Source organism: Bradyrhizobium sp. 190 (assembly GCF_023073415.1).
Classification (GTDB): Bacteria; Pseudomonadota; Alphaproteobacteria; order Rhizobiales; family Xanthobacteraceae; genus Bradyrhizobium.
In genome coordinates, this window is sequence record NZ_JADPJL010000062.1 from 160,934 (window position 1) to 187,377 (window position 26,444).

Annotated in this window: 17 protein-coding genes and 2 pseudogenes; 12 read left to right on the forward strand and 7 right to left on the reverse strand. The window is 63.2% G+C overall.

Annotated features, from left to right (window positions below; translation table 11 throughout):
* Positions 1–78: 78 nt before the first annotated feature.
* The gene (locus IVB22_RS30025; RefSeq protein ID WP_247520770.1) at positions 79–6,369 is read left to right on the forward strand and encodes a HAMP domain-containing protein; all 6,291 of its coding nucleotides are present in this window, start codon (positions 79–81) and stop codon (positions 6,367–6,369) included.
* Between the two features lie 16 nt (positions 6,370–6,385).
* The gene (locus IVB22_RS30030; RefSeq protein WP_247520968.1) at positions 6,386–7,882 is read left to right on the forward strand and encodes an HWE histidine kinase domain-containing protein; all 1,497 of its coding nucleotides are present in this window, start codon (positions 6,386–6,388) and stop codon (positions 7,880–7,882) included.
* A 40-nt stretch (positions 7,883–7,922) separates the two neighbouring features.
* Here IVB22_RS30030 and IVB22_RS30035 read toward each other — a convergent pair whose 3' ends face one another.
* Entirely contained in the window at positions 7,923–8,321 is a 399-nt protein-coding gene (locus IVB22_RS30035) for a response regulator (RefSeq protein ID WP_247520771.1), read from the reverse strand.
* Positions 8,322–8,636: 315 nt separating this feature from the next.
* Between IVB22_RS30035 and IVB22_RS30040 the strand changes: the two genes are divergently transcribed.
* Positions 8,637–11,420 (forward strand): PAS domain S-box protein, encoded by a 2,784-nt coding sequence (locus tag IVB22_RS30040; RefSeq protein WP_247520772.1) that lies wholly within the window; start codon positions 8,637–8,639, stop codon positions 11,418–11,420.
* A 63-nt stretch (positions 11,421–11,483) separates the two neighbouring features.
* Positions 11,484–12,479, forward strand: coding sequence for a P1 family peptidase (locus tag IVB22_RS30045; protein ID WP_247520969.1), 996 nt, complete (start codon positions 11,484–11,486; stop codon positions 12,477–12,479).
* 35 nt (positions 12,480–12,514) lie between these two features.
* Here IVB22_RS30045 and IVB22_RS30050 read toward each other — a convergent pair whose 3' ends face one another.
* Positions 12,515–13,264: an EF-hand domain-containing protein gene (locus IVB22_RS30050; protein ID WP_247520773.1), complete on the reverse strand. Its 750-nt coding sequence runs from the start codon at positions 13,262–13,264 to the stop codon at positions 12,515–12,517.
* Positions 13,265–13,518: 254 nt separating this feature from the next.
* Between IVB22_RS30050 and rpe the strand changes: the two genes are divergently transcribed.
* The 3 genes from rpe to IVB22_RS30065 all read left to right on the forward strand — a co-directional run bounded on the left by rpe (position 13,519) and on the right by IVB22_RS30065 (position 15,342).
* Positions 13,519–14,220, forward strand: coding sequence for a ribulose-phosphate 3-epimerase (rpe, locus tag IVB22_RS30055; RefSeq protein ID WP_247520774.1), 702 nt, complete (start codon positions 13,519–13,521; stop codon positions 14,218–14,220).
* A 59-nt stretch (positions 14,221–14,279) separates the two neighbouring features.
* On the forward strand, positions 14,280–14,822 hold the full coding sequence (locus IVB22_RS30060; RefSeq protein WP_247520775.1) for a hypothetical protein: 543 nt from the start codon (positions 14,280–14,282) through the stop codon (positions 14,820–14,822).
* Between the two features lie 136 nt (positions 14,823–14,958).
* Positions 14,959–15,342, forward strand: coding sequence for a hypothetical protein (locus tag IVB22_RS30065; RefSeq protein WP_247520776.1), 384 nt, complete (start codon positions 14,959–14,961; stop codon positions 15,340–15,342).
* 16 nt (positions 15,343–15,358) lie between these two features.
* Here the strand turns inward: IVB22_RS30065 and IVB22_RS30070 are convergent.
* Positions 15,359–15,751: pseudogene (locus IVB22_RS30070) on the reverse strand (universal stress protein); the annotation flags it as partial.
* Between the two features lie 15 nt (positions 15,752–15,766).
* Positions 15,767–15,910 (reverse strand): hypothetical protein, encoded by a 144-nt coding sequence (locus tag IVB22_RS30075; protein WP_247520777.1) that lies wholly within the window; start codon positions 15,908–15,910, stop codon positions 15,767–15,769.
* 213 nt (positions 15,911–16,123) lie between these two features.
* Between IVB22_RS30075 and IVB22_RS30080 the strand changes: the two genes are divergently transcribed.
* Genes IVB22_RS30080 through IVB22_RS30100 form a run of 5 tightly spaced genes read left to right on the forward strand, consistent with a single transcriptional unit; the run spans position 16,124 to position 22,082 of the window.
* The gene (locus IVB22_RS30080) at positions 16,124–16,600 is read left to right on the forward strand and encodes a formate dehydrogenase subunit gamma (protein WP_247520778.1); all 477 of its coding nucleotides are present in this window, start codon (positions 16,124–16,126) and stop codon (positions 16,598–16,600) included.
* Complete coding sequence (locus IVB22_RS30085) at positions 16,597–18,153, forward strand: NADH-quinone oxidoreductase subunit NuoF (protein ID WP_247520779.1); 1,557 nt, start codon at positions 16,597–16,599, stop codon at positions 18,151–18,153. The genes IVB22_RS30080 and IVB22_RS30085 overlap by 4 nt, the downstream gene beginning before the upstream one ends.
* A gap of 10 nt (positions 18,154–18,163) precedes the next feature.
* A complete protein-coding gene (fdhF, locus tag IVB22_RS30090) occupies positions 18,164–21,037 on the forward strand; it encodes a formate dehydrogenase subunit alpha (protein WP_247520780.1) in 2,874 nt (957 codons plus the stop codon).
* Between the two features lie 3 nt (positions 21,038–21,040).
* Positions 21,041–21,877: a formate dehydrogenase accessory sulfurtransferase FdhD gene (fdhD, locus tag IVB22_RS30095; protein WP_247520781.1), complete on the forward strand. Its 837-nt coding sequence runs from the start codon at positions 21,041–21,043 to the stop codon at positions 21,875–21,877.
* A complete protein-coding gene (locus IVB22_RS30100; RefSeq protein WP_247520782.1) occupies positions 21,867–22,082 on the forward strand; it encodes a formate dehydrogenase subunit delta in 216 nt (71 codons plus the stop codon). The genes fdhD and IVB22_RS30100 overlap by 11 nt, the downstream gene beginning before the upstream one ends.
* Positions 22,083–22,158: 76 nt before the next feature.
* Here IVB22_RS30100 and IVB22_RS30105 read toward each other — a convergent pair whose 3' ends face one another.
* The 3 genes and pseudogenes from IVB22_RS30105 to IVB22_RS30115 form a co-directional block, all read right to left on the reverse strand.
* Positions 22,159–23,631 carry an arylsulfatase gene (locus tag IVB22_RS30105; protein WP_247520783.1) on the reverse strand — a complete coding sequence of 491 codons (1,473 nt, stop codon included), beginning with the start codon at positions 23,629–23,631 and terminating at the stop codon, positions 22,159–22,161.
* Positions 23,632–23,679: 48 nt separating this feature from the next.
* Positions 23,680–24,654, reverse strand: coding sequence for an HAD family hydrolase (locus tag IVB22_RS30110; RefSeq protein WP_374207746.1), 975 nt, complete (start codon positions 24,652–24,654; stop codon positions 23,680–23,682).
* 166 nt (positions 24,655–24,820) lie between these two features.
* Positions 24,821–26,418, reverse strand: a pseudogene (locus IVB22_RS30115) (arylsulfatase).
* Positions 26,419–26,444: the final 26 nt, after the last annotated feature.

Below are 26,444 nucleotides of genomic sequence, written 5' to 3' on the forward strand. Positions count from 1 at the left end.
GCCGATGGGGCAGCGGTTCTATCCGTGAAATCACATTTCAGCCGAAGTGATTTTGCGCGAACTGGCCGAGGAAACACCATGAGCGACCTTTCCCCTGGAGCATCACCCTCCGCTCGCCGGGTCGCTCAATCCAAACCCGCCCCCACCAACGGCACGTCCGACCCGATGCAGGATCTGCTGCACGCCTTGCAGGCGATGCGCGCGGGCGACTTCTCGGTACGGATGACCGGCGATCACGTCGGCATCGAGGGCAAAATCGCCGACACCTTCAACGAAATCGTCGCCGCCAACCAGCGAATGGCGCAGCAACTGGAGCGCGTCGGCCAGGTCGTCGGCCGGGAAGGCAAGACAAGGCATCGCGTCAAGTTCGACCTCTCGAGCGGCTCGTGGGCGGACATGGAAGGCTCCGTCAACACGCTGATCGACGACCTGCTGTGGCCGACCCGCGAAGTCACGCGTGCGGTCGCCGCCGTGGCCCAAGGCGATCTCTTGCAAACCGTGCAGCTCGATGTCGAGGGCCGCCCACTTGGCGGCGAATTCTTGCAGTCGGCCAACATCGTCAACACGATGATCAAGCAGCTTTCCGTGTTCACCTCGGAAGTGACGCGCGTGGCGCGCGAGGTCGGCACCGAGGGCAAGCTCGGCGGCCAGGCCCAGGTGCCGGAAGTGACAGGCGTCTGGAAAGACCTGACCGAGAGCGTCAACTCGATGGCCAACAACCTGACCGGCCAGGTCCGCAACATCGCCGAGGTCACCATCGCGGTGGCGAATGGCGACCTGTCGAAGAAGATCACGGTGGACGTCCGCGGCGAAATCCTGCAGCTCAAGGAAGCCATCAACACGATGGTGGATCAGCTCCGCTCCTTCGCCTCCGAAGTGACGCGTGTGGCGCGCGAAGTCGGCACCGACGGCAAGCTCGGCGGCCAGGCCATCGTCCCGGGCGTCGCCGGCACCTGGAAGGATCTGACCGATTCCGTGAACGCGATGTGCGGCAACCTCACCGCCCAGGTCCGCAACATCGCCAACGTCACCACCGCGGTCGCCCGCGGCGACCTCTCGCGCAAGATCACGGTGGACGTCCGCGGCGAAATCCTGGAGCTAAAGGACACCATCAACACGATGGTCGACCAGCTCAACTCGTTCGCCTCCGAAGTGACGCGCGTCGCCCGCGAGGTCGGCACCGAAGGCAAGCTCGGCGGTCAGGCCCAGGTTCCCGGAGTCGCCGGCACCTGGAAGGACCTCACCGACAACGTCAACTTCATGGCCTCCAACCTGACGGCGCAGGTCCGCAACATCGCCGACGTCGCGACCGCGATTGCGGGCGGCGACCTCTCCAAGAAGATCACCGTGAACGTGTCGGGCGAAATCCTTCAGTTGAAGGAAACGCTCAACACGATGGTCGACCAGCTCAACGCCTTCGCAGGCGAAGTGACCCGCGTCGCGCGCGAAGTCGGCACCGAGGGGCGGCTCGGCGGCCAGGCCAATGTGCTCGGCGTCGCCGGCACCTGGAAGGACCTCACCGAGAGCGTCAACTCGATGGCTTCCAACCTGACGGCGCAGGTCCGCAACATCGCCGAGGTGACGACCGCGGTCGCCAATGGCGACCTGTCGAAGAAGATCACCGTGGATGTGCGCGGCGAAATTCTCGAGCTGAAGGACACCATCAACACGATGGTTGACCAGCTCAATGCGTTCGCCGGCGAAGTGACACGCGTGGCGCGCGAAGTCGGCACCGAAGGCAAGCTCGGCGGCCAGGCCAACGTGCGCGGCGTCGCCGGCACCTGGAAGGACCTCACCGACAACGTCAACTCGATGGCCGGCAACCTGACCGGCCAGGTCCGCAACATCGCCGAAGTCGCGACCGCCGTCGCCAAGGGCGACCTGTCGAAGAAAATCACCGTGAACGTCTCGGGCGAAATCCTTCAGCTGAAGGAAACGCTCAACACGATGGTCGACCAGCTCAATGCGTTCGCCGGCGAAGTGACGCGCGTGGCGCGCGAGGTCGGCACCGACGGCAAGCTCGGCGGCCAGGCCCAGGTGACCGGCGTCGCCGGCACTTGGAAGGATCTGACGGACTCCGTGAACTCGATGGCCGGCAATTTGACGGCGCAGGTCCGCAACATCGCCGAGGTGGCGACCGCGATCGCCGGCGGCGACCTGTCGCGCAAGATCACGGTCGACGTGCGCGGCGAGATCCTGCAGCTCAAGGAAACGCTCAACACGATGGTCGACCAGCTCAACCGCTTTGCGGGCGAAGTGACTCGCGTGGCGCGCGAGGTCGGCACCGAGGGACGGCTCGGCGGCCAGGCCAACGTGCCTGGTGTCGCCGGCACCTGGAAGGACCTCACCGACAACGTCAACTCGATGGCCGGCAATTTGACCGGCCAGGTCCGCAACATCGCCGAAGTCACGACGGCGGTGGCGAAGGGCGACCTGTCGAAGAAGATCACGGTCGACGTCAAGGGCGAGATCCTCGAGCTGAAGAACACCGTCAACACGATGGTGGATCAGCTCAACGCCTTCGCCTCGGAAGTCACGCGCGTGGCGCGCGAAGTCGGCACCGAAGGCAAGCTCGGCGGCCAGGCCCAGGTGCCTGAAGTGGCCGGCACCTGGAAGGATCTCACCGACAACGTCAACTTCATGGCCTCGAACCTGACCGCGCAGGTCCGCAACATCGCCGAGGTCGCCACGGCAATTGCCGGAGGCGACCTGTCGAAGAAGATCACGGTCGACGTTCGCGGCGAAATCCTGCTGCTGAAAGACACCCTCAATACGATGGTCGAGCAGCTTCGCTCGTTTGCCGGCGAAGTGACGCGCGTGGCGCGCGAGGTCGGCACCGAGGGACGATTGGGTGGCCAGGCCGTGGTGCCCGGCGTCGGCGGCACGTGGAAGGATCTGACCGACAACGTCAACCTTTTGGCGGCCAACCTGACGACGCAAGTCCGCAACATCGCCGAAGTCACAACCGCCGTGGCCCGCGGCGACCTGTCGCGCAAGATCACGGTCGACGTGAAGGGCGAAATCCTCGAGTTGAAAAACACCATCAACACGATGGTCGACCAGCTCAACGCCTTTGCCGGCGAAGTGACGCGCGTGGCGCGCGAGGTCGGCACCGAGGGCAAGCTCGGCGGCCAGGCGCAGGTGCCGGGCGTCGCCGGCACCTGGAAGGACCTGACCGACACCGTCAACTTCATGGCCGCCAATTTGACCGAACAGGTGCGCGGCATCGTCAAGGTGGTGACGGCGGTCGCCGACGGCGACCTGAAGCAGAACCTGACCGTGAAGTCGAAGGGCGAAGTCGCAGCCCTTGCCGACACCATCAACAACATGACGGAGACGCTCGCCACCTTCGCCGATCAGGTGACCAGCGTGGCGCGCGAAGTCGGCGTCGAGGGACGGCTCGGCGGCCAGGCCAACGTGCCCGGCGCCGCCGGCACCTGGAAGGACCTCACCGGCAACGTGAACCTGCTCGCCGCCAACCTGACCTCGCAGGTGCGCTCGATCGCCGAGGTCGCGACCGCCGTGACCAAGGGCGACCTGACCCGCTCGATCCAGGTCGACGCCCGCGGCGAAGTGGCCGAACTCAAAGACAACATCAATACGATGATCGGCAACCTCCGCCTGACGACCCAGGTGAATACCGAACAGGACTGGCTGAAGACCAACCTCGCCAAATTCACCAACATGCTGCAGGGCCAACGCGACCTCTCCACCGTCGGCCGGCTGCTGCTGACCGAACTGGCGCCGCTGATCAATGCACATATGGGCGTGATCTATCAGACCGAGAGTGCCGACAGCCCGCAGTTGCGCCTGCTCTCTTCCTATGCCGGCGATGGCGCCAATCCGAATCCGCAAGTCGTGCAGTTCGGCGAGGGGCTGATCGGCCAATGCGCCATGGACAAGCGTCAGCGGCTGGTGGCGGATATCCCCAGCGATACCGCGCCGATCAATTCGGGGCTGTTGCGCGTGATCCCGAAGAATATTGTCGTGCTTCCGGTGCTGTTCGAGAACCAGGTCAAGGCCGTGATCGAACTGTCTTCGATCAGTTCGTTCACGACCTCGCAGATGACCTTCCTCGAACAATTGACCGATAGCATCGGCATCGTTCTCAACTCCATTGAGGCCACGATGCAGACTGAGGGCCTGTTGAAGCAATCCCAGCAGCTCGCCGGCGAATTGCAGACGCAGCAAAAGGAATTGCAGCAGACCAACGACCAGCTCGAACAGAAGGCCCAGCAGCTTGCCGAACGCAACGTCGAGGTGGAAAGAAAGAACCAGGAAATCGAACAGGCCCGCCGCGCGCTCGAAGAAAAGGCGACCGAGCTTTCGCTGACCTCGAAGTACAAGTCCGAATTCCTCGCCAACATGTCGCATGAGCTGCGCACGCCGCTCAACAGCATCCTGATCCTGGGCCAGCAGCTCACCGAAAATCCGGAGGGCAATCTGTCGGCGAAGCAGGTCGAATTCGCCCGCACCATCCACGGCGCCGGCACCGACCTGCTCAACCTGATCAGCGACATCCTCGACCTGTCGAAGATCGAATCCGGCACGGTGACGGTCGATGCCGAGGAGATCCTGACGTCGAGCCTCTTGGAGACCGTCGGACGGCCGTTCAGGCACGAGGCCGATAATCGCCGTCTGTCGTTCAATATCTCGGTCGACGAGAATCTGAGCCGCAGCATGGTGACCGACTCCAAGCGCCTGCAGCAGGTCCTGAAAAATCTGTTGTCGAACGCATTCAAGTTCACGGCCGAGGGCGGCGTGGAGCTGACCGTATCGGCCGCCGTCGGCGGCTGGAGCACCGAGCACCCGATCCTCAACCATGCGGCGGCCGTCGTCGCCTTCGAGGTGACCGACACCGGCATCGGCATTCCCCTGGAAAAGCAGAAGCTGATCTTCGAGGCGTTCCAGCAGGCGGATGCCGGCACCAGCCGCAAATACGGCGGCACCGGCCTTGGCCTTGCCATCAGCCGCGAGCTCGCGGGCCTGTTGGGCGGCGAAATTCACCTGCGCAGCGCGCCCGGCAAGGGCTCTACCTTCGTGCTTTATCTGCCGCTGAAATATTCCGGTCCGACGGTTGCGCCACGGGCCCCTGCCCCGTCGCCCTTCGCATCGACGCCGGCGCTACAGGTCGCAGCGACGCAGGAGCGGGTCATCGAGCAGTTGCCGGACGACCGCCTCAACCTCGAGCCGGGAGATACCATCCTCCTGATCGTCGAGGACGATCCGCATTATGCGCGGGTGCTGATCGATCTGGCGCACGACAAGAGCTTCAAGGTGCTGGTCGCCAGCCGTGGCGCCGAAGCGATCGAACTCGCCAAGCAGTTCCAGCCGGCCGCGGTTTCGCTCGACGTATTCCTGCCGGACATGCTGGGCTGGACCGTGCTGAGCCAGCTCAAGCACAACCCGCTGACGCGGCACATTCCGGTGCAGATCATCACGCTCGACGAAGACCGTCAGCATGCGCTGGCGCGCGGCGCGTTTTCCTTCGTCAACAAGCCGACGACGACCGAAGGCGTCAGCGCGGCGCTGTCGCAGATCAAGGAATATGCAAAACCCCGACGCAAGCGCCTGCTGATCGTGGAGGACAATGCCGCCGAGCAGATGAGCATCACCGAATTGCTCGGCCACGACGACATCGAGATCCTCACCGCCGATACCGGCGCCGATGCGTTGTCGACGCTGCGGAACCAGCCGTGCGACTGCGTCGTATTGGATTTGCGGCTGCCTGATATGAGTGGCTTTGAGGTGCTCGACCGGCTACGCAGCGACGAAACGCTATCGAACGTGCCAGTCGTGGTGTTCACCGGGCGGGAACTTTCGGCAGAGGAAGATGCGGAACTTCACACCATGGCGAGGAGCATCGTGGTGAAAGGCGTCGAGTCGCCGGAACGCCTGCTCGACGAAACGTCGCTGTTTTTGCACCGTGTGATCACGGAATTGCCAGTCGAAAAGCAGAGAATGCTCGAAAAGCTCAATAGCTCCGATGAGGATCTCGTTGGCAAAACCGCACTTCTGGTGGACGACGACGCCCGGAACATCTTTGCCCTGTCGAGCGTATTAGAACGGCGCGGCATGAAGGTGCTGACCGCGACGACAGGCCATGAGGCCATCGCGCTTGTCGAATCCAATCCGAATATCGCAATCGTGCTGATGGATATCATGATGCCGCAGATGGACGGATATCAGACCATCGGCGTTATCCGGCAGAACCCGTCGTTCGGCCGCCTTCCGATCATCGCGCTGACCGCCAAGGCGATGAAGGGCGACCGCGAGAAATGCCTCGAAGCCGGCGCTTCGGACTATCTCGCCAAACCCGTCAATACCGAACAGTTGCTGCTCGCCATTCGAATGTGGCTACACCGTTGACCGGCGTAAGTAGATGATGGACCAAGACAAGGTAAATATTCTTCTGGTTGACGATCAGCCGGCGAAGCTGCTCGCCTATGAAGTCATCCTGAAGGAACTCGGCGAGAATCTGGTCAAGGCTTCGTCCGGGCGCGAAGCGCTCGAGTTCCTGCTCAAGAACGATGTCGCCATCATCCTGGTCGACGTCTGCATGCCGGAACTGGACGGTTTCGAACTGGCCGCCATGATCCGCGAACACCCCCGCTTCCAGAAGACGGCGATGATATTCATATCCGCCATACAAGTCAGCGACATCGACCGGCTGCGCGGCTACGAAATGGGGGCGGTCGACTATGTTCCGGTGCCCGTCGTGCCGGAGGTATTGCGCGCCAAGATCAAGGTGTTCGCCGAGCTCTATCGCAAGACGCGCCAGCTCGAGCGCCTCAACGTCGAGCTCGAAGATCGCGTTCGCGCCCGCACCGCCGAACTGGAGGAATCGCACGCGAGGCTTTTGGAAAGCGAGCAGCGCCGCAGTCTCGCGATAGCCGCCGGGAAGATGGGATCGTGGGACTGGGACTGGGTCAATGGCGACTGGATGTGGGACGACGGCCAGTATCAGATCCTCGGCATCGATCCCGGCAGCTTCGAACTGACGCCGGCCAATATCCAGGCGCTGTTTCACCCCGACGACGTACGTGAATTGCACGAGGCGTGGGCGAGCTTCGCCCGAGGCACGAAATCATACGAAGCGGAATTCCGCATCATCCGGCCAACCGGCGAGGTGCGCTGGTGCGCGGGAACGGCGGCGGCAAGCACCGACAAGGGCGGCCGTGTCATCCGCGTCAGCGGCGTCACCGTCGATATCACCGAGCGCAAGCAGGCCGAGGAACGGCAAAGCCTGCTGGCGCGGGAGGTCGATCACCGCGCCAAGAACGCGCTGGCGCTGGCGCAGTCCATCGTCCGCCTGACGCGCGGCGACAACGTGAAGATGTACGTCCGTTCGGTCGAAGGACGGATCAATGCGCTGGCGCGGGTGCACACCGTGCTTTCGCTGTCGAGCTGGCAAGGCGCCGAAATAAGGAGGCTGATCGAGGAGGAGCTGGCGCCCTATTCCACCGGCGACCAGATCGCGTTGCGCGGTCCTGAGGTCCAACTCGAGCCGGCGACGGCCCAGACCGTCGCGCTGGCGCTGCACGAACTCGTCACCAATTCGGCAAAGTACGGCGCCCTCTCGACGCTGTCGGGCCAGCTATCGGTGGGCTGGGAAGAAGACCAGGCAGGCGTTCTCAAGATCATATGGGTGGAGACCGGCGGGCCGCCGGTCGAGAAGCCGGTGTCGCGGGGATTCGGAACGCGCAGCGTGATCGCCAGCATCGAGTCGCAGCTCGGCGGCCAGGCGGAATTCGATTGGCGCCCGGAAGGCCTCGTTTGCTGCCTGTCAGTTCCCTTGCCGCAACGGCAGTTTGCCGCTGATCCGGTCCCGCTTCGCGAGATCGCCGTCGACGGCAACGGCTTGCGACGCGCCGAGCGGTAACCGGGCGCTTGACGGTTGGCCAGCCATGAGAGCCGACGAGCTATCGCGCCGCCGTTACGACGGCACCGGCCGATTGCCGGAGCGATCCCAGCGCCGCTTCGATCGCGCGCATCAAGTCCGGCGGGCGAAACGGCTTCTGCAGACAGACGACATTGGAGACCTCAGGCGTTTCGGACAGAAAGTCCAACGCGGTCATTCCGGAAATCGCGATGACAGGCAGACCGGGTACGCGCCCGCGCAGCGCTGCAATCAGATCGGAGCCGTTGGTGCCCTCCAGAAAGATATCGACGATCGCAAGATCGAAGCTTGCTTCCTCGAACAGCTTCAATGCGGATGCGGCGCTTTCTGCCTCGACGATTTCGAACTGATGGATACGCAGCACGATGGAAATCATCGTGCGAACGTCGGCTTGATCGTCAACAACAAGCACGCGAGGCATCGCAGTCTCCCGGATCGGTCGCGCAGCAGCTTACGTTGAAATTCGTCGATTTCGGCGGTTCCACAGGGATTATTCAGCCGGTCGGTAAAGAGGCGGTTACCCTATTGTCGAGTTTTCCTTCCGGCATCGTCCGGTAATATGTCGCCTTGAATTGATTCCCCCCGAGGCGACGCTAGCGTAGCCTCGGGGCTGCGATTCCAGCGGCGTCCAGTGGCGCCAAGTATCGGCTGGATGTCCGACCGCGCCGGATGAATTGTTTTCGCGCGTTGAAGCTATTGCCATGGCGCGTTCGCTGCCAGTTTGCCGGAGACGACAATGGGTGACGAGCGCAACATCATCTTTCTTTCGACCATGCCGGCGAGCCGCCGCGATCGCGCCGCAGCGCTGGTTGTGGTCGGTATCTCGGCGGTGTTGTTTGCATGCGCCGTGCCGTTTGCCACGGTGCCGCTTACCCCCGTTCCGGCGTTCATTGCGAGTTATCAATCCGCGCTCGCCATTGCCGATCTGATCACGGCCGTTCTGTTGTTTTCGCAATTTGCCCTGCTCCGGTCGCGGGCTCTGTTGTTGCTTGCGAGCGGTTACCTGTTCACCGCGGCCGCAGCCATCGTCCACGCCCTGTCCTTCCCGGGCGTGTTCTCTCCGACCGGACTTCTCAATTCGGGCCCGCAAACAACAGTCTGGCTCTACCAGATCTGGCACACTGGATTTCCGCTTCTGGCGATCGGCTACGCATTGCTGAAGGACACGGATGGCGGCCCCAAAATCAGCGGGTCAGTCGGCCGTGCACTGTTCGGCAGCGTCATCGCCGTCGGTGTTACGCTGTCGGTCGCGACCTGGATCGTGACCGCCGGGCACGACATCCTCCCCACGCTTCTGAGCGGCGCACAGGGGGACTTCAACTCCGTTCTGATTACAATCCTGTCGACCGAGCTGTTTCTCAGCTTCATGGCGCTACTGATCCTGTGGTTCCGGCGGCCACACTCGATGCTCGACATCTGGCTCATGGTCGTGATGTGCGCCTGGCTGTTCGACATCGCGTTGTCGGGAGTTGTCAACGCGGCCACGTTCGATCTCGGCTTTTACGCCGGCCGTCTGTACGGGCTCTGCGCTGCCAGTTTCGTACTGGGGATCCTCCTGGTCGAAAATGTCGGCCTGCAGGCGAAGCTGGCGCGCCTGCTCGGATCGTTGCGTCTGCAAGCCGCCTCGGAAAGGGACCTCCGCACCGAACGCGAAAGTCTATTCAGCGCGGTCGTGGAATCATCCAACGACGCCATCATCACCAAATTGCTTGATGGCACCATTACCGGCTGGAACGGAGCCGCCGAACGTCTGTTCGGCTTCGCAGCAGCGGAAGCCCTCGGCAGGAACATAAACATCATCGTCCCGCCGGACCGGCGCGACGAGATACGCAATGTCATCGAACGGATCAGCCGAGGCGAGCCGATTGAACATTACGAAACTTCACGCCTGCGCAAGGATGGCAGCGCCGTCGACATTTCACTGAGCATCTCCCCGATCCGCCTGGCCTCCGGCAAGATCGTCGGCATCTCCAAAGCCGCGCGCGACATCACAGAAAGCAAGCGGACGCAGCATGCGCTCAGCCAGGAAATCGAGGAGCGGCGGCGTATATTCGATTCCTCGAACGACCTCATCCTGGTGACCGACACCGCGGGGAATTTCATCCAGGTGAGCCCGAGCGTCACCGCGATCCTCGGCTATCAGCCCTCCGACATGATCGGGCATAGCGCGGTGGAATTCATCCACCCCGACGACCTCGAACACACCCGCAGGGAGATGCGGGCGGCGCGACGGGGACAAAGCAAGCGCAATTTCGAGACGCGCTATATCGACAAGGAAGGCAAGGCCGTCGCGCTGAACTGGACCGGGACGTGGTCGGAACCGGTCCACCGCCACTTCTTCATCGGCCGGGACCTGACTGAAAAGCAGGCCGCGGAAGCCCAGTTGCGGCATGCGCAGAAGATGGATGCGGTCGGCCAGCTCACGGGTGGCGTCGCGCACGACTTCAACAACATCCTGACCGTGATCACCGGCACCATCGGCATTCTGGAGGAAGCAGTCGCCGATCAGCCCCAGCTCGCCGCCATCGCCAAGCTGATCGACGAAGCCGCCGAACGCGGCGCCAACCTGACCAAACATCTCCTCGCCTTTGCCCGCAAGCAGCCGCTGCAGCCGGTTGACGTCGACGTCAACGCGCTGGTGCTGGAGTCGGCGAAGCTGCTGCACCCGACCCTAGGCGAAAACATCGAAATCACGCCGCTATTGGCCGAAGATGCATGGACCGCGCTGGTCGATCCAAACCTGCTTACGACGGCGGTTCTCAATCTGGCAATAAATGCGCGCGATGCCATGCCCAACGGCGGCAAGCTCGCGCTCGAGACCAGCAACGTCTTTCTCGACGAAAACTACGCGAACATGCAGAGCGAGGTCACGGCCGGCAATTACGTGATGATCGCGATCAGCGACACCGGCTCCGGAATCCCGCCCGCGCTGCTCGAACGGGTATTCGAACCGTTTTTCACGACCAAGGAGGTCGGCCGGGGCACCGGCCTCGGCCTCAGCATGGTGTTCGGCTTCGTCAAGCAGTCGGGCGGACACGTCAAGATCTACAGCGAGGAAGGCCACGGCACCTCCGTCAAGATCTACCTGCCGCGGGCGACGGGATTGCAGCAGACCGCGGCGGAAGTGCTGGTCTCGGCTGGTATCGAGGGCGGCAACGAAACCGTTCTGGTCGTCGAGGACGATGCGCTGGTGCGCCGCTACGTGATGACCCAGATCGAGAGCCTGGGCTACACCACGCTCGAAGCGGCCAATGCTTCCGACGCCTTGCGTTTCATCGACGAGGCCCCCGGCATCGACCTGCTTTTCACCGACGTGATCATGCCCGGCACGATGAACGGCCGCCAGCTCGTCGACGAAGCGCTGAAGCGGCGGCCGGGCCTCAAGACCCTGTTCACATCAGGATATACCGAGAACGCCATCGTGCATCATGGCCGCCTGGATTCCGGCGTGCTGCTGCTGGCAAAACCCTATCGCAAATCAGAGCTCGCCAGGATGATCCGGCTCGCGCTTGCCAGTTGAAGCATTCCCGACGGCTGATATATCCGTGGGACACCCAGATGGATGCAGCCTCGGACCGGCGCCTTGAAAAACCTGCTCACCGATATTGCCGGCGTTCGCGTCGGCCACGCCCACGACGCGGACGTCGCCTCCGGCGTTACCGCGATCCTTTTCGATACCCCTGCGGTCGCCTCGATCGACGTGCGCGGCGGCGGGCCCGGTACCCGCGAGGACGGCCTCCTCAAACCCGAAAGCACCGTCGAGGCGATCGACGCCATCGCGTTATCCGGTGGCTCGGCGCTCGGGCTGGATGCCGCGGGCGGCGTACAGGCCTGGCTTGCCGAACAGGGCCGCGGCTTAAGAATCCGCGAGGCGGTTATTCCGATCGTTCCGGGCGCGATCTGTTTCGATCTGCTCAACGGCGGCAACAAGGCATGGGGACGCTTCCCGCCTTATCGCGATCTCGCCTACGCCGCAGCGCGCGCGGCGAGCAGCGATTTCGCGCTGGGCAGCGTCGGCGCAGGCCTCGGCGCGACGACAGCAAATTTCAAGGGCGGCCTTGGCTCCGCTTCCGCGCAAACCGAAAGCGGCGTCACCGTCGGCGCGCTCGCGGTGGTCAATGCGGTGGGCAGCGTGACTGTCGGCGACGGGCCATGGTTCTGGGCGGCGCCGTTCGAGGCGGGCAATGAGTTTGGCGGCCGGGGACTGCCGCCCTCGTTCACGCCTGACATGCTGAGCGCACGCCTCAAGGGCGGCCCGGCCGCGGCGTCTTCGGAGAACACCACGCTGGTGGTCGTGGTCACGGACGCCATACTGACAAAAGCGCAGGCCAAACGGCTGGCGATGATCGCGCACACCGGCATGGCGCGCGCCATTTATCCCGTCCATGCCACGACGGATGGCGACGTGGTGTATGCCGCCGCGACCGGCAAGACGCCGATCGATCCGCGGTTCGGCCTCACCGAACTCGGCATGGTGGCCGCGAACACCGTCGCCCGCGCAATTGCGCGCGGCGTTCACAGTGCGACCGCGCTACCCTTTCTGGGTGCGCTACCGGCGTGGAGCGATCGCTTCGGCTAGGTCGCAGTTCGAAGGGATCTCGCCGGGTCTCGTGTTCAGACGCTCACCGAGAGCGATGAAGTGGCGGCCGATGAAATCTGTTGGGCCTGCCGCTGGATCATCTGCTCGATGAAATTGTAGGACGATGCCGCTGATGTGGATGAGCTTTTGCCTGCGGCCGACGTCATCGTTACCTTGGATCCGTCCGCATAGGTGAGCGACGTCGTCACCGAACCGTCGCTGTTGGTGACGGATGTGCTGGAAGCGCCCTGCAGGGCCTGCGGATCGGAATTCGATCCGCCGGACTCGCTGGCAGCATCATGGTGAGGTTTCTTGCCGCCCTTCAGCGCCGATGCCAGTTCCTTGAGGCTGACCGAGCCGTCGCCGTCCTTGTCGAGCTTGCCGAACACGCTGTCGGCCTGCGCGATGTTGGTGCCGCCGGCGCCGAGCGCCTCTTCAAATTCCGACTTGCTGATCTTGCCGTCGCCGTCGCCATCGATCTGCGCGAACAGGTCCTTCAGCGCGGCGGAGCGGCTTTTGGATGCCGTGGTCGTCGACCCCGTCGAGGACTGGCTCTGCGCGTCGAGCAGCGCGCTCATGGTCTGCGGCGATATCTGCGAACCGCCGCCGCCGGATCCGGAACCCGAGCCCGAGCCGACCGAAGCCGACGAACTCGAGGACATTAGATCGAACGGGGTCTTGGCATCCTGGCTGAGGCCGGTGGATTGCGCGGACGACGACTTCGACGACGTCAGGGCCTTGAGGACATTGATCGCCGACGACGCGGCGCCCAAAGCAAGGAACATGGCAAAACTCCAACAACGCCGCGCCGGTCGCGGCCGATAGCTCGTGCATATTCCTCAGCAAGTGCCGTGCCATGCAGAAAAACCCAATAAAAACGGGCTTTCCGCTTCCGTTCCGATCCGGCAAACCCGGCAATAGATGCCCGCTCCGGCAACTTTTTCCCGCCCACAGGACGCCTTCGCGGTCGCATTGCCCCCGGCCGCCCTGCATGTTACGCGGAGCCGTTCCGCCCCTTAAGTGTTTTGGGAAAGCGCACATGTCTCAGCAATTTGCGTCGCGTCCCCTCGTCATCGCGCCGTCGATCCTGGCGGCGGATTTCGCCAAGCTCGGCGAAGAAGTCCGCGCCGTGGACGCGGCGGGCGCCGACTGGATCCATCTCGACGTGATGGACGGGCATTTCGTGCCCAACATTTCCTACGGTCCCGATGTGATCAAGGCGATGCGCCCGCACACCAAGAAGATCTTTGACGCGCATCTGATGATCTCGCCCTGCGACCCCTATCTCGAGGCGTTTGCAAAAGCCGGCTGCGATCACATCACCGTCCACGCCGAGGCCGGGCCGCATCTGCATCGCTCGCTGCAGGCGATCCGCGCGCTCGGCAAGAAGGCCGGCGTCTCGCTCAACCCGGGCACGCCGGCGAGTGCGATCGAATATGTCATCGACCTGATCGATCTGGTGCTGGTGATGTCGGTCAATCCCGGCTTCGGCGGCCAGGCTTTCATCAAGTCGGCGCTCGGCAAGGTCAGCGATATCAGGGCAATGGCCGCGGGCCGTCCGATCGACATCGAGGTCGATGGCGGCGTGGCCCCTGACGTCGCCGGACAATTGGCCGCCGCCGGCGCGAATGCGCTGGTCGCGGGCTCCGCGGTCTTCAAGGGCGGCACATTGGAAGCCTACAAGGCCAATATTTCCGCGATCCGTCACTCGGCGGCGCTGGCGCGCGGCGAAGCGGTGTGACGCCGACAAGCCTCCCCGTGCGCCGAACCATTCCTTGTGACGGCGCGACCAAGTAAGGCATGGACGAACTCCGATTCACGATATTCTCCGCAGGCTTACGCCGGCTACTGACCGAAGCACTTCAACCCGGCGAGCGCGTGCTGTGGCAAGGCGAGCCTGACGGTATCGCCCGCATGATGATGTGGCGGTTTCTCTGGTGGATCGGATTTCCCTGGCTGCTCGTCACCGCCTTTGCGATCTCCAGAGGCTGGATCGTTCAGTCGACCGTGCCCCTCTTGATGGTCGGCATCGCGATGGTTGCCGCCCCGTTCGTGATGCTGCTGCATGACCTGCAGACGCTTTTCGTAATCACCAACCGGCGTGCGCTGATCGTGCGAACGGCCTGGGGCAAGCGGACCGCGACGGCGACGCGCTTTAAAGACATGGACGCGGCAACCGAGATATCGGACATCGGCCGCGGTGCCGGCCACCTGAATTTCGCGTCGGGGCGCTCGACCCGCTCTCCCGATACGGATTACACCGGCCGCTACGGGTTCCGCTGCGTCCGAAACCCTGCAGGTGTCAGCGATATCCTGGAGCGCGCACGTCGCCGAAAAACTTAGCGAGCCGGCAGGAAAGTCACAGCAGGCGCGCGGCAAGCCATGGAACCTGGAAAGTCCATGCTCCGGCCACAAAGCGTCACGCATCTCGCCATAAAGGCGGATCAGCATTGCGGCCTTTCATGGATGGGACGCCAATATGATCAAGGCCTACACCACAGCTGCAATGCTCCTGGTACTCGCGCCCTCCGCCGCGCTCGCGCAGCGCGCAGGCGACGCCGCACTGGGCGCGGTAGCCGGCGCCGTCGTGCTGGGCCCGGTCGGGGCCGTCGCCGGAGCCTTCGTCGGCTACACGGCCGGACCTTCGATATCGCGGTCGTGGGGGCTGGAAGGCTCGCGCTCGTCGCGGCACCGCAGGCAGTCTTCAAGGGACAGCGTGCGCGGCGCCAGGGCGGAAGCCGTAGGGCCCGCATCCAATTCCGCCGCTCGGGCCGAACGAAGTGGCCGCGTCACCAGCTATCCGGTGCCGAACCCGCCGCGTTCCGCTAAAACAACGCTGCCGCCCGTGCAGACCCTCGACTGAGCACACGCGCCGCCTGCTACGCGCTATCGCCCGGCACAGGCACCACCGCCAGCCGCGGCGGTCGCACCACCGTTACGCTGCAGGCGGCCTCTGCCGCGACCTTGGCCGAGACGCTGCCCAGAAACGTGCGCAGCATCGAGTTCTGCCGCGCGCCGATCACGATGTGATCGACATGATTGACCCTGGTGAATTCCAGGATCGCGGCGGCGGGATCGACCGCCTCCAGCACATGCACCGTAAGCCGACTTTCATCCAACTCTAGCGGCTGCGCCCAGTGCCGCAGCGCGACCATGCGGTCGATATGCTTGTTGTTGCCCTGCTCGTCGAGCGTCCGGTCGATGGTGATGCGCCCGAGCCTGAGCACGTTCAGGCAGGCGAGCCGCGCCGACGACAACGTCGCGAGTAGCTGCGCGGCGGTCCGGCGTCATATAGGGCGCGGTGCCGTAGGCAGACGAGATTCTTCCTGCAGCAGGTCCGGCAACTGGTTGTGATGCGACAGGCCGAAATCGATCAGCACGCATTCGCCTGATGCTGGTGCCCGGCATTTTCTGAAAACGACGATGAGCATGCAAAACGCGCCCGTCGTGAGAGATCTGACGGGCGCGTTCCGCTGCGGAACAATCAGGCGTTAACCAACCGTTCCGCGCGGCATCGGCCCATAGGCATTGCCTATGTCCTTGTCTTGATTGCGTTTTGAAATCGCAACATGGGACAGCTTTATTGATATTCCTCGCGATTCCCCTACTCATCAGAGTGCACAACCTCTGATGAGTACGCGGAAATGGCATCGGCATACGAACCCTGGAATGAAGCGCGCGGCGCCGAGATCATCGCCGAGCATGACAAGCTCGAAGGCGCGACCCTGGTGATCCTGCATGCGATGCAGGAAGCGTTCGGCTACGTGCCCGAGCCCGCCATTCCGATGATCGCATCCGCGCTCAGCCTGTCGCGCGCCGAGGTCCATGGCGTGTTCACCTTCTATCACGATTTCCGCCACGAACCGGCCGGCCGCCATGTGCTGAAATTGTGCCGTGCCGAGGCGTGCCAAGCCGCCGGCGGCGATGCGCTTGCCGCGCGCGCGGAAGCGAAGCTCGGCATATCGATCGGAAACACTACCGCCGATTCGCGCGTCACGCTGGAGCCGATCTATTGCCTCGGGCTGTGCGCCACCGCGCCGTCGGCGATGCTCGATGGCCGCGTCGTCGGGCGGCTGGATGAAGCGCGGATCGATGCGCTGGTCGCGGAGGCACAGCGATGAAAATGCGCATTTTCGTTCCGCGCGATGCCGGCGCGATTGCCGTCGGCGCAGATGAAGTCGTTGCCGCGCTCGAGCAGGCTGCGGACAAGCGCGGCCTCCCGATCGAGATCATCAGGAACGGATCACGCGGGCTTTATTGGCTGGAGCCGATGGTCGAGGTGGCGACGGTGAAGGGCCGCGTCGCGTACGGCCCGGTGAGCCCGGCGGACGTTCCCTCCCTGTTCGATGCGATGGCGAGTAACGGCCCGCACGCCCTGCGACTCGGCCTTGCGGAAGAAATTCCCTGGCTGAAGCGGCAGACCCGCCTGACGTTTGCCCGTTGCGGCGTGATCGATCCCCGCTCCGTCAAGGATTACCGCGACCACAACGGCTACAAGGGCCTGGAGCGGGCACTGACGCTGACCTCGGACGAAATCCTCGCCGACGTCACCGCGTCTGGACTGCGCGGGCGTGGTGGCGCCGGTTTCCCGACCGGCATCAAGTGGAAGACGGTGGCGCAGGCCAGCGCCGACCGCAAATACATCGTCTGCAACGCCGACGAAGGCGACAGCGGCACCTTCGCGGACCGCATGATCATGGAGGGCGATCCCTTCGTCGTGATCGAAGGCATGACGATTGCAAGCATCGCCGTCGGCGCCACCAAGGGCTACATCTACATCCGCTCGGAATATCCGCATGCGGTGGCGGCGATGAACGCCGCGATCACGGCCGCCCGGCGCACCGGCTATCTCGGCGAGGGTATCGTCGGCTCCAGCCACAATTTCGACCTCGAAGTCCGGGTCGGCGCAGGCGCCTATGTCTGCGGCGAGGAGACCTCGCTGCTGGAAAGCCTCGAAGGCCGCCGCGGCATCGTCCGCGCCAAGCCGCCGCTGCCCGCCCACAAGGGCCTGTTCGGCCGCCCGACCGTGATCAACAACGTGCTGTCGTTCGCAGCGATCCCCTTCATCCTCGATAACGGTGCGAAAGCCTATGCGGATTGCGGCATGGGCCGCTCGCGCGGCACGATGCCGATCCAGCTCGCCGGCAACATCAAGAACGGCGGACTGTTCGAGGTCGCTTTCGGCATCACGCTCGGAGAACTGATCGACGACGTCGGCGGAGGCACCGCGAGTGGCCGCCCAGTGCGCGCCGTGCAGGTCGGTGGACCGCTCGGCGCGTATTTCCCACGCGCGCTGTTCGACACGCCGTTCGACTATGAGGCCTTTGCCGCGCGCGACGGGCTGATCGGCCATGGCGGCATCGTGGTGTTCGATGACAGCGTCGACATGGCGAAGCAGGCCCGCTTCGCAATGGAATTCTGCGCGGTCGAATCCTGCGGCAAGTGCACGCCGTGCCGGATCGGCTCCACGCGTGGCGTCGAGACCATCGACAAGATCATCCGGGGTGAGCGCACCTCCGAAAATCTCGCCGTGGTCGAAGACCTCTGCAACACCATGAAATTCGGCTCGCTGTGCGCGCTCGGCGGCTTCACGCCCTACCCTGTATTGAGCGCATTGAAACATTTCCGGGAAGATTTTGGCCCGGCACCGGCCACCCTGCAGGCCGCGGAATAGGAGACTGACAATGTCCTTGATCGAAGAGATCGACTTCGGCACGCCCCGTTCGAAATCCGAAGCGATGGTGACGCTGACCATCGACGGCAACAGCGTCACCGTACCCGAGGGCACCTCCATCATGCGCGCGGCCATGGAAGCCGGCACGCAGATTCCAAAACTCTGCGCGACAGATATGGTGGACGCCTTCGGCTCCTGCCGGCTATGCCTGATCGAGATCGAGGGCCGCGCCGGAACACCGGCCTCCTGCACCACGCCCGCCATGAATGGGCTCGTCGTGCACACTCAGACCGAGCGCTTGAAGAAGCTGCGCAAGGGCGTGATGGAGCTCTATATCTCCGACCACCCGCTCGACTGCCTGACCTGCGCCGCCAACGGCGACTGCGAATTGCAGGACATGGCCGGTGCCGTCGGCCTGCGCGACGTGCGTTACGGCTATGAAGGCGAGAACCACGTGTTCGCCAAGGCGGACGGCTGCACCAACGACAACTGGATGCCGAAGGACGAGTCCAACCCGTATTTCACCTACGATCCCTCGAAATGCATCGTCTGCTCGCGCTGCGTCCGCGCCTGCGAGGAAGTTCAGGGCACGTTCGCACTGACGATCTCAGGGCGCGGTTTCGACAGCCGTGTTTCGCCCGGCATGAGCGAAAGCTTTCTCGGCTCCGAATGCGTGTCTTGCGGCGCCTGCGTTCAGGCCTGCCCGACCGCGACGCTGACGGAAAAATCCGTCATCGAAATCGGCCAGCCCGAGCATTCCCTCGTCACCACCTGCGCCTATTGCGGCGTCGGCTGCACCTTCAAGGCAGAGATGCGCGGCGAGGAAGTCGTGCGTATGGTTCCCTACAAGGACGGCAAAGCCAATCGCGGCCATTCCTGCGTCAAGGGGCGCTTTGCCTGGGGCTACACCACCCACAGGGAACGCATCCTCAAGCCGATGATCCGCGAGGATATCGCCGATCCCTGGCGCGAGGTGTCGTGGGATGAGGCGTTCAATTTTGCCGCCGCGAAATTCAAAGGCATCCAGCAAAAGTACGGCCGCGATGCCGTCGGCGGCATCACCTCCTCCCGCTGCACCAATGAAGAAACCTATCTGGTGCAGAAACTGATCCGCGGCGGTTTTGGCAACAACAACGTCGACACCTGCGCCCGCGTCTGCCATTCGCCGACCGGCTATGGCCTGTCGACGACGTTCGGCACTTCGGCCGGCACGCAGGACTTCGACTCCGTCGAGCATACCGACGTCGTGATGGTGATCGGCGCCAATCCGGCCTCCGCCCATCCCGTGTTCGCCTCGCGGCTGAAGAAGCGGCTGCGCCAGGGCGCCAAGCTGATCGTGCTCGATCCGCGGCGGACCGAAATGGTGGAAGGGCCGCATATGAAGGCGCTGCATCTGCCGCTGATGCCCGGCACCAATGTTGCCGTGCTGACGGCGCTGGCACATGTCATCGTCACCGAGGGCCTCGTCGATGAAGCCTTCGTGCGCGAGCGCTGCGACTGGAGCGAGTTCGAGGAATGGGCCACCTTCGTGGCGCTGCCGAAGAACAGCCCGGAAGCCACCGGGATCATGACCGGCGTCGATCCGAAGGTGTTGCGCGAAGCCGCGCGGCAATTCGCCACCGGTGGCAACGGCGCGATCTATTACGGCCTTGGCGTTACCGAGCACAGCCAGGGCTCGACCACGGTGATTGCGATCGCCAACCTCGCGATGGCGACCGGCAATATCGGCCGGCCCGGCGTCGGCGTGAACCCGCTGCGCGGGCAAAATAACGTTCAAGGCTCCTGCGACATGGGCTCGTTCCCGCACGAGCTGCCCGGCTATCGCCATATCTCGGGCGACGCGGTGCGCGACCAGTTCGAGGCGATGTGGAACGTCAAGCTCAATCCCGAACCGGGCCTGCGCATCCCGAACATGTTCGACGCCGCGATCGAAGGCACGTTCATGGGCATCTACGTGCAGGGCGAGGATATCCTGCAGTCCGACCCGAACACCAAACATGTGGTGGCGGCGCTGTCGTCGATGGAATGCGTCATCGTGCATGACCTCTTCCTCAACGAGACCGCGAACTACGCCCATGTCTTCCTGCCGGGATCGACCTTCCTGGAGAAGGACGGCACCTTCACCAATGCCGAACGTCGCATCCAGCGTGTCCGCAAGGTGATGACGCCGCGCAACGGCCTCGCCGACTGGGAAGTCACCATCGGTCTTGCCAAGGCGATGGGCTTCGAGATGCGCTACAACCACCCCTCCGAAATCATGGACGAGATCGCGGCGCTGACGCCGACCCTTGCCGGCGTCTCCTATGCCAAACTGGAAGAGCTCGGCTCGGTGCAGTGGCCGTGCAACGAGAAGGCGCCGGAAGGCACGCCGGTGATGCATATCGACGGCTTCGTGCGCGGCAAGGGCAAGTTCGTGGTCACCGAATATATCCCGACCGACGAACGCACCGGGCCGAGGTTCCCGCTGCTGCTGACGACGGGCCGCATCCTCAGCCAGTACAATGTCGGCGCACAGACCCGCCGCACCGACAATGTGGTCTGGCATGCCGAGGACCGGCTGGAGATCCATCCGCATGACGCCGAGCAGCGCGGCGTGCGCGATGGCGACTGGGTGCGGCTCAAGAGCCGCGCCGGCGAAACCACGCTGCGCGCCGAGATCACCGACCGCGTGGCGCCGGGCGTGGTCTACACCACGTTCCACCACCCGGATACGCAGGCCAACGTCATCACCACGGAGTACTCGGACTGGGCCACCGACTGTCCGGAATACAAGGTCACGGCGGTGCAGATTTCGCCGTCCAATGGTCCCAGTGACTGGCAGAAGGCCTATGACGAGCAGGCCCGCCACTCCCGCCGCATCGCGCCGGCGGAAGCCGCGGAGTAAGCCATGCCCGATGCGGTCTATACCGCCGATCGGCAGATCTGGCGCGACGGTCATCTCGGTGAAGGCACACGCCTGATCCCGGAAGAGACCGCGATCGCCCTCACCTATAATGGCGGCACCTACGCCGTCATGATGGGCACGCCGCAGAACCTGCAGGATTTTGCGGTCGGGTTCAGCCTGAGCGAAGGCATCGTCCGATCGCCCGAGGAGATCGTCTCGCTCGATATCGTCGAGCTCGATGACGGCATCGAACTGCGGATGTGGCTGGCGTCATCGCAGGCCGAGCGCGTCAACGAACGAAGGCGGCATATCGCGGGACCCACCGGCTGCGGCATCTGCGGGATCGAGTCCATCGCCGAAGCCGTGCGCCCGGCCGCGATCGTCGCAGAGGGGCGCGTGTTCTCGCCCCACGAGATCATGGCCGCGATGGCGAGTATGACCGTGTTGCAGCAGATCAACATCCAGACCCGCGCGGTGCATGCGGCGGCATTCTGGACGCCGGCGCATGGCCTCGTGGCGCTGCGTGAGGATGTCGGCCGCCACAACTCCCTCGACAAGCTCGCCGGTGCGCTGGCGCAGGCGAGCGTTTCCGCCTGCGAGGGCATCGTATTGCTGACCAGTCGGGTCTCGGTCGAGATGGTGCAGAAGACCGCCGCGATGGGCGCGCCGCTGATGGTCGCGGTGTCGGCGCCGACTGCGCTTGCCGTTCGCACCGCGGACGCCGCCGGCGTTACGCTCGCGGCAATCGCGCGCGCGGATGGATTTGAGATCTTCACGCATCCACGGCGGATTGCGGTTACACAACATGCTGGCGTTGCGGAGGCTACCCATGTCGCCTGATCGGCTGATCTACATGGCCAACCAGATCGGAAAATTCTTTCAGAGCCAGGGCCACGACAAGGCGGTGCCCGGGATCGCCGATCACATCAGGAAGTTCTGGGACCCGCGGATGCGCAAGGCGATCTTTGCGCATCTGGACAGCGGCGGCACCGGGCTCGACCCCAATGTCCGCGACGCGCTCGAGACGCTGAAGAAGGCTGCCTGACCGCCACCCGCACCGAATGATGGTTGCGCCGTGATAAGCGCCGCCCGCGCCGGCGAGCAAGGCGACGAACCAGCCGCTACCGGGAAACCGGCTCTGGGGGCGTGTAGGGATCCGGTGTACCGAGTTTGATCGGAGGGTACTTCTTAAAGCTCGCTTCCAGTTCTCCTACGATTCTCACTGCGGGATCGGCGACCCAGGAGTTGTACGCAGCGACATCGCGCTCCTCTTTTCGGTCGGTGAGCAGATTGATGATCTTCGGCAATGGTAATTTCTGCGGCGGAGCGTACATGCTTTCCTGCCAGATCAAATGCACTTTCCAGTTTCGCCATTTGACGGCTGACAAGCGGTCGGCGACGTAGGCTGGGAAGCCTTCGCGGTTAGAGGCTTCCTGTTTGCCGAGAAAGAAATCCAGCTGATCCACACCGTCAATCGGGCGATCCTTCGGGATCTCCGCGCCGCCGACGCGGGCGACCGTCGTGAAGAGATCAACGATGTGGACGATTTCGTTGCTGACGCGCCCCGCCGGCACTTTTCCTGGCCAGCGGATGATGAACGGTGCACGGAGTGAGCCCTCCATCGCCGTGAAGTAAGTACCGCGCCACGGTCCATTGTCCCCCTCCCAAGGGTGGGTTGCCTCCGGCCCATTGTCACTGGCGAATACGACGAGCGTATCGTTTTCGATACCTGCTTGCTTGATAGCATCGAGAATTTGTCCGGTGCGGTGATCCATCTCGGCCAGGCAATCGGCCCAATCCCCGTTGCCGGTCCTGCCTGCGAATTCCAGATTTGGAAGTGTCGGCATGTGAACGAGTGAGAAAGGAATGTAGGCATAGAACGGCTTGCCTGCGCCCGCATTGCGCTTGATAAATTCCACCGCACGGCCCGCGATTTCGGCATCCATCGTGCGGCGGCGATTCACGTCGAGCACTGCGACCTGGCGGGGCTTTTCACCCTTGCGCGCATCATAGATATGCTGGGGATGAACTACCTTTGCATCCCAGCCTTGCTTGTCCCCGACCGACGGCCACATGCTCTTCGTCTCGTCGAGGGACGGCCACATCGCCTCGTCGTACGTGCGCGGGATGCCATACCACTCATCGAATCCCTGATTTGTAGGCATCCGGTCTTCGGCGCTGCCGAGATGCCATTTACCCCACATACCCGTTGCATATCCGTGCGCCGACAACAGCTCCGCGGTGGTGATCTCCCACTGCGTCAATCCATCAGGAACGCCTCCGATAGGGACTTCGTAAGTGCCGGACCGGATGGCAAAACGGCCGCTCAAGAGAGCCGACCGGGACGGAGTGCATTGTGCTTCGACGTTGAAGTTGAGCAAACGCATTCCTTCGCCGGCGAGCGCGTCGATGCGCGGGGTGGGCGCGCCGCGAAGGCTACCGCCGCCATAGACGCCCAACTCGCCGTAGCCCAAATTGTCCATGAGGATAACGACAATATTGGGCTTCTTCGGTTGTTGCGCGGCGACGGGCACGCTCACAATCGTCATGGCGACGAGCGACGCCAGCGAACCGAGCCAAATGCTCTTGTCCATCCGCATTTGTTGCCTGTTGCGTTAGTCGATCGCGGTAAGCGACCCGCGTCAGTCAAAAGCAAAGATCCGCTTCCAGTCGTTCTTCATGTTGACCACGGTCCACTTGTTCACCGCTGCCGCGTCCAGCGCCACGTTGAGCCTGCCGAAATGCGAATCGCGGTCGTAGGCATATTCGCGTACCGCGTCGGTGTGGTGGACGATCAGGCCGAACCGCGCGCCACTGGCGCCGAGTGTCGCCCATTGCAGCATTTCGAGATCGCCGTCGGAGTTGCCGAAGGCGGCGATCGGACGGCGGCCGATGTGCTCATTGATACCGATCGGCTTGCCGGTCTTGTCGTCGATCAAATTGACCTCGGGCAGCCGGAAAAGTGTTGGCGCGCCGTCCTTCATCTCAAATCGCGTCTTGATGGACGATCCGACGACCTGCTCGGGAGGTATTCCGTAGATCCGCTCGGTCCAGGGCCGCATGAATTCGATGCCGCCGCCTGACGCGATGAAGGTCTTGAAGCCGCTGGCCCGAAGGTAGGCGAGCAGTTCGAGCATCGGCTGGTAGACCAGTTCGGTATAGGGCCGCTTGAAGCGGTGATCGCGCGCGGTCGCCAGCCAATCCGTAACGATCTTCTCGAACTCCGCCGTGGTCATACCGGCATGCGTCACGGCGATGATTTCGACCAATCCTTTTTCGCCTGAAGCCGCAAGCGCCTTCAGGTCGCCGTCCAGCACCGCCGCGAACGGCTGCTTGGTCTTCCAGTCCGGATGCATGGGCGCCATGGTCTTCACACGGTCGAGCGCAAAGGCCAATTGGATATACATCGGCTGCTCGATCCAGAGCGTGCCGTCATTGTCGAAGGTCGCGATACGCTGCTCGACCGGGACGAAGAAGGGCCCGCCTTGCGTCGTGACCCTCGCAACGAAGTCGAGGATCGAGGCCTTGGTCGCGCCCTCGTTCCAGGACGGGAGTGGATCGCGTGCCTGTGCCAGCGCGGAGGTGGAGCGGAGCGAGGCAGAGAGCAAGGGTAGCATCGCCAGCGACGAGAGGAGGACGCGGCGGTCAAGGGGCGGAAAACGCAGGATTGGTTTCATGGCTGATCCCTTTCAGGTTTCCCCGCAAAGCAGGAGGGCGATAATCATGCAGCCAGTTCGACTCTTGATGATCATCATAAACTCCTTGAAGTTCACGGCCCACAATTCAATTGCTGGACGGCGGATTCCTTAGCTTCTCCATGGCTTGCTCGACCGAGAACGAGCCGGGTCGCTGACGTGGCGGAAACTGCTGGAAGCTCATCAGGTGTTGCCCCACGATCGCCTGACCGGGGACGAGCACAAAGGCGTGCTCCACGAACCACCTGACGTAATCGCCGGCTTCATGCTGGGCTCGCTCGAACGGATCGGATCGGAGGTTAAACAGCGACGGCAAGCGAAGCTGGACCATCGGCTGCGCCCACACGTCGAACCCATGGGCCTTCTGTTCCATGAAGACGGCCTTCCACTGGTCGTAGCGAAGCCCGGCCAGGTTGCCGTCGTCGGTCCAGTAGAAGAATTCGCGGCGCTTGTTGGCGCCCTTGCGGGCGAGAAGGTCGCGCTGGTCGTACCCATCGAGGTGGACCTTGAAGTTCTTGCCACCGGCATCGTAGCCCACCAGCAGCTTTGTCTTGACGTCGGGCTCGCCCGCCGCCGCGACCAGCGTCGTCGCCCAATCCTCAGCCGAAAACACGTCGTTGATTTCGGTCCGTGCCGGCACCAGTCCGGGCCAGCGCACCATCGCCGGGACGCGATAGCCGCCCTCCCAGTTGGTGTTCTTCTCGCCTCGGAAAGGCGTCGTGCCGCCGTCCGGCCAGGAAAATGCCTCCGCACCATTATCGGTCGTATAGATCACGATCGTGTTGTTGGCGATGCCGAGATCGTCGAGTTTTTCAGCAATTGCCCGACTTGCCCGTCATGCTCCACCATGCCGTCGGGATAGATACCGAGACCGGTTTTCCCCTGGGAATCAGCCTTGAGGCGAGTCCAGATGTGCATGCGGCTCGAATTGAACCACACAAAGAACGGCTTCTTGTCTCGATTCGCGCGGTCGATGAAGTCCACTGATGCGTTAAGAAATTCCTCGTCGACGGTCTCCATGCGCTTCTTGGTGAGAGGTCCGGTGTCCTCGCACTTCTGTTTGCCCCATGGGCCGAAGCGCGGATCATCGCCTGGCGTGTCGACGGTTGTCGCTGTGCATTTCATGACGCCGCGCGGACCAAACTGCGCCCTGAACGCGGGATTTTTCGGATAGTCCGGATGTTCCGGTTCATCCTCGGCATTCAAATGATAGAGGTTGCCGAAGAACTCGTCGAAACCGTGCACCGTGGGCAGAAATTCGTTGCGATCTCCGAGATGGTTCTTGCCGAACTGCCCGGTCGCATAGCCCTGGGGCTTGAGCAGATCGGCAATGGTCGGATCCTTTCCAGACAGGCCTTCCTTCGCTCCCGGCAGGCCCACCTTCAAGAGTCCAGTTCGCAATGGGCTCTGGCCAGTGATGAACGCGGCGCGTCCAGCGGTGCAGGATTGCTGTCCATAATAGTCGGTAAAGATCGCGCCCTCGTTTGCAATGCGGTCGATGTTGGGGGTGCGGTAGCCCATCATGCCGCGATTGTAGGCGCTGATGTTCCAGTAACCGACGTCATCGCCCATGATGACGAGGATGTTCGGCTTTTGTTGTTGCTGCGCGGATAGTGGCGAAACAAGAGCTGTAACCGCTGCGACCGATGTAACGAGACCCAGGCATGCGCGTTTGAAGATGCTCATGATCAAGCTCCTCGTTCTGCTTCTGC

Coding starts and splice junctions, on each gene's coding strand:
- IVB22_RS30030 (WP_247520968.1), top strand. CDS start 6,386: ATGGACCAAGACAAGGTAAATATTCTTCTGGTTGACGATCAGCCGGCG.
- IVB22_RS30100 (WP_247520782.1), top strand. CDS start 21,867: ATGTCGCCTGATCGGCTGATCTACATGGCCAACCAGATCGGAAAATTC.
- IVB22_RS30085 (WP_247520779.1), top strand. CDS start 16,597: ATGAAAATGCGCATTTTCGTTCCGCGCGATGCCGGCGCGATTGCCGTC.
- fdhF (WP_247520780.1), top strand. CDS start 18,164: ATGTCCTTGATCGAAGAGATCGACTTCGGCACGCCCCGTTCGAAATCC.
- IVB22_RS30080 (WP_247520778.1), top strand. CDS start 16,124: ATGGCATCGGCATACGAACCCTGGAATGAAGCGCGCGGCGCCGAGATC.
- rpe (WP_247520774.1), top strand. CDS start 13,519: ATGTCTCAGCAATTTGCGTCGCGTCCCCTCGTCATCGCGCCGTCGATC.
- IVB22_RS30105 (WP_247520783.1), bottom strand. CDS start 23,631: ATGGACAAGAGCATTTGGCTCGGTTCGCTGGCGTCGCTCGTCGCCATG.
- IVB22_RS30065 (WP_247520776.1), top strand. CDS start 14,959: ATGATCAAGGCCTACACCACAGCTGCAATGCTCCTGGTACTCGCGCCC.
- IVB22_RS30035 (WP_247520771.1), bottom strand. CDS start 8,321: ATGCCTCGCGTGCTTGTTGTTGACGATCAAGCCGACGTTCGCACGATG.
- IVB22_RS30075 (WP_247520777.1), bottom strand. CDS start 15,910: ATGCTCATCGTCGTTTTCAGAAAATGCCGGGCACCAGCATCAGGCGAA.
- IVB22_RS30025 (WP_247520770.1), top strand. CDS start 79: ATGAGCGACCTTTCCCCTGGAGCATCACCCTCCGCTCGCCGGGTCGCT.
- IVB22_RS30060 (WP_247520775.1), top strand. CDS start 14,280: ATGGACGAACTCCGATTCACGATATTCTCCGCAGGCTTACGCCGGCTA.
- fdhD (WP_247520781.1), top strand. CDS start 21,041: ATGCCCGATGCGGTCTATACCGCCGATCGGCAGATCTGGCGCGACGGT.
- IVB22_RS30040 (WP_247520772.1), top strand. CDS start 8,637: ATGGGTGACGAGCGCAACATCATCTTTCTTTCGACCATGCCGGCGAGC.
- IVB22_RS30110 (WP_374207746.1), bottom strand. CDS start 24,654: ATGCTACCCTTGCTCTCTGCCTCGCTCCGCTCCACCTCCGCGCTGGCA.
- IVB22_RS30050 (WP_247520773.1), bottom strand. CDS start 13,264: ATGTTCCTTGCTTTGGGCGCCGCGTCGTCGGCGATCAATGTCCTCAAG.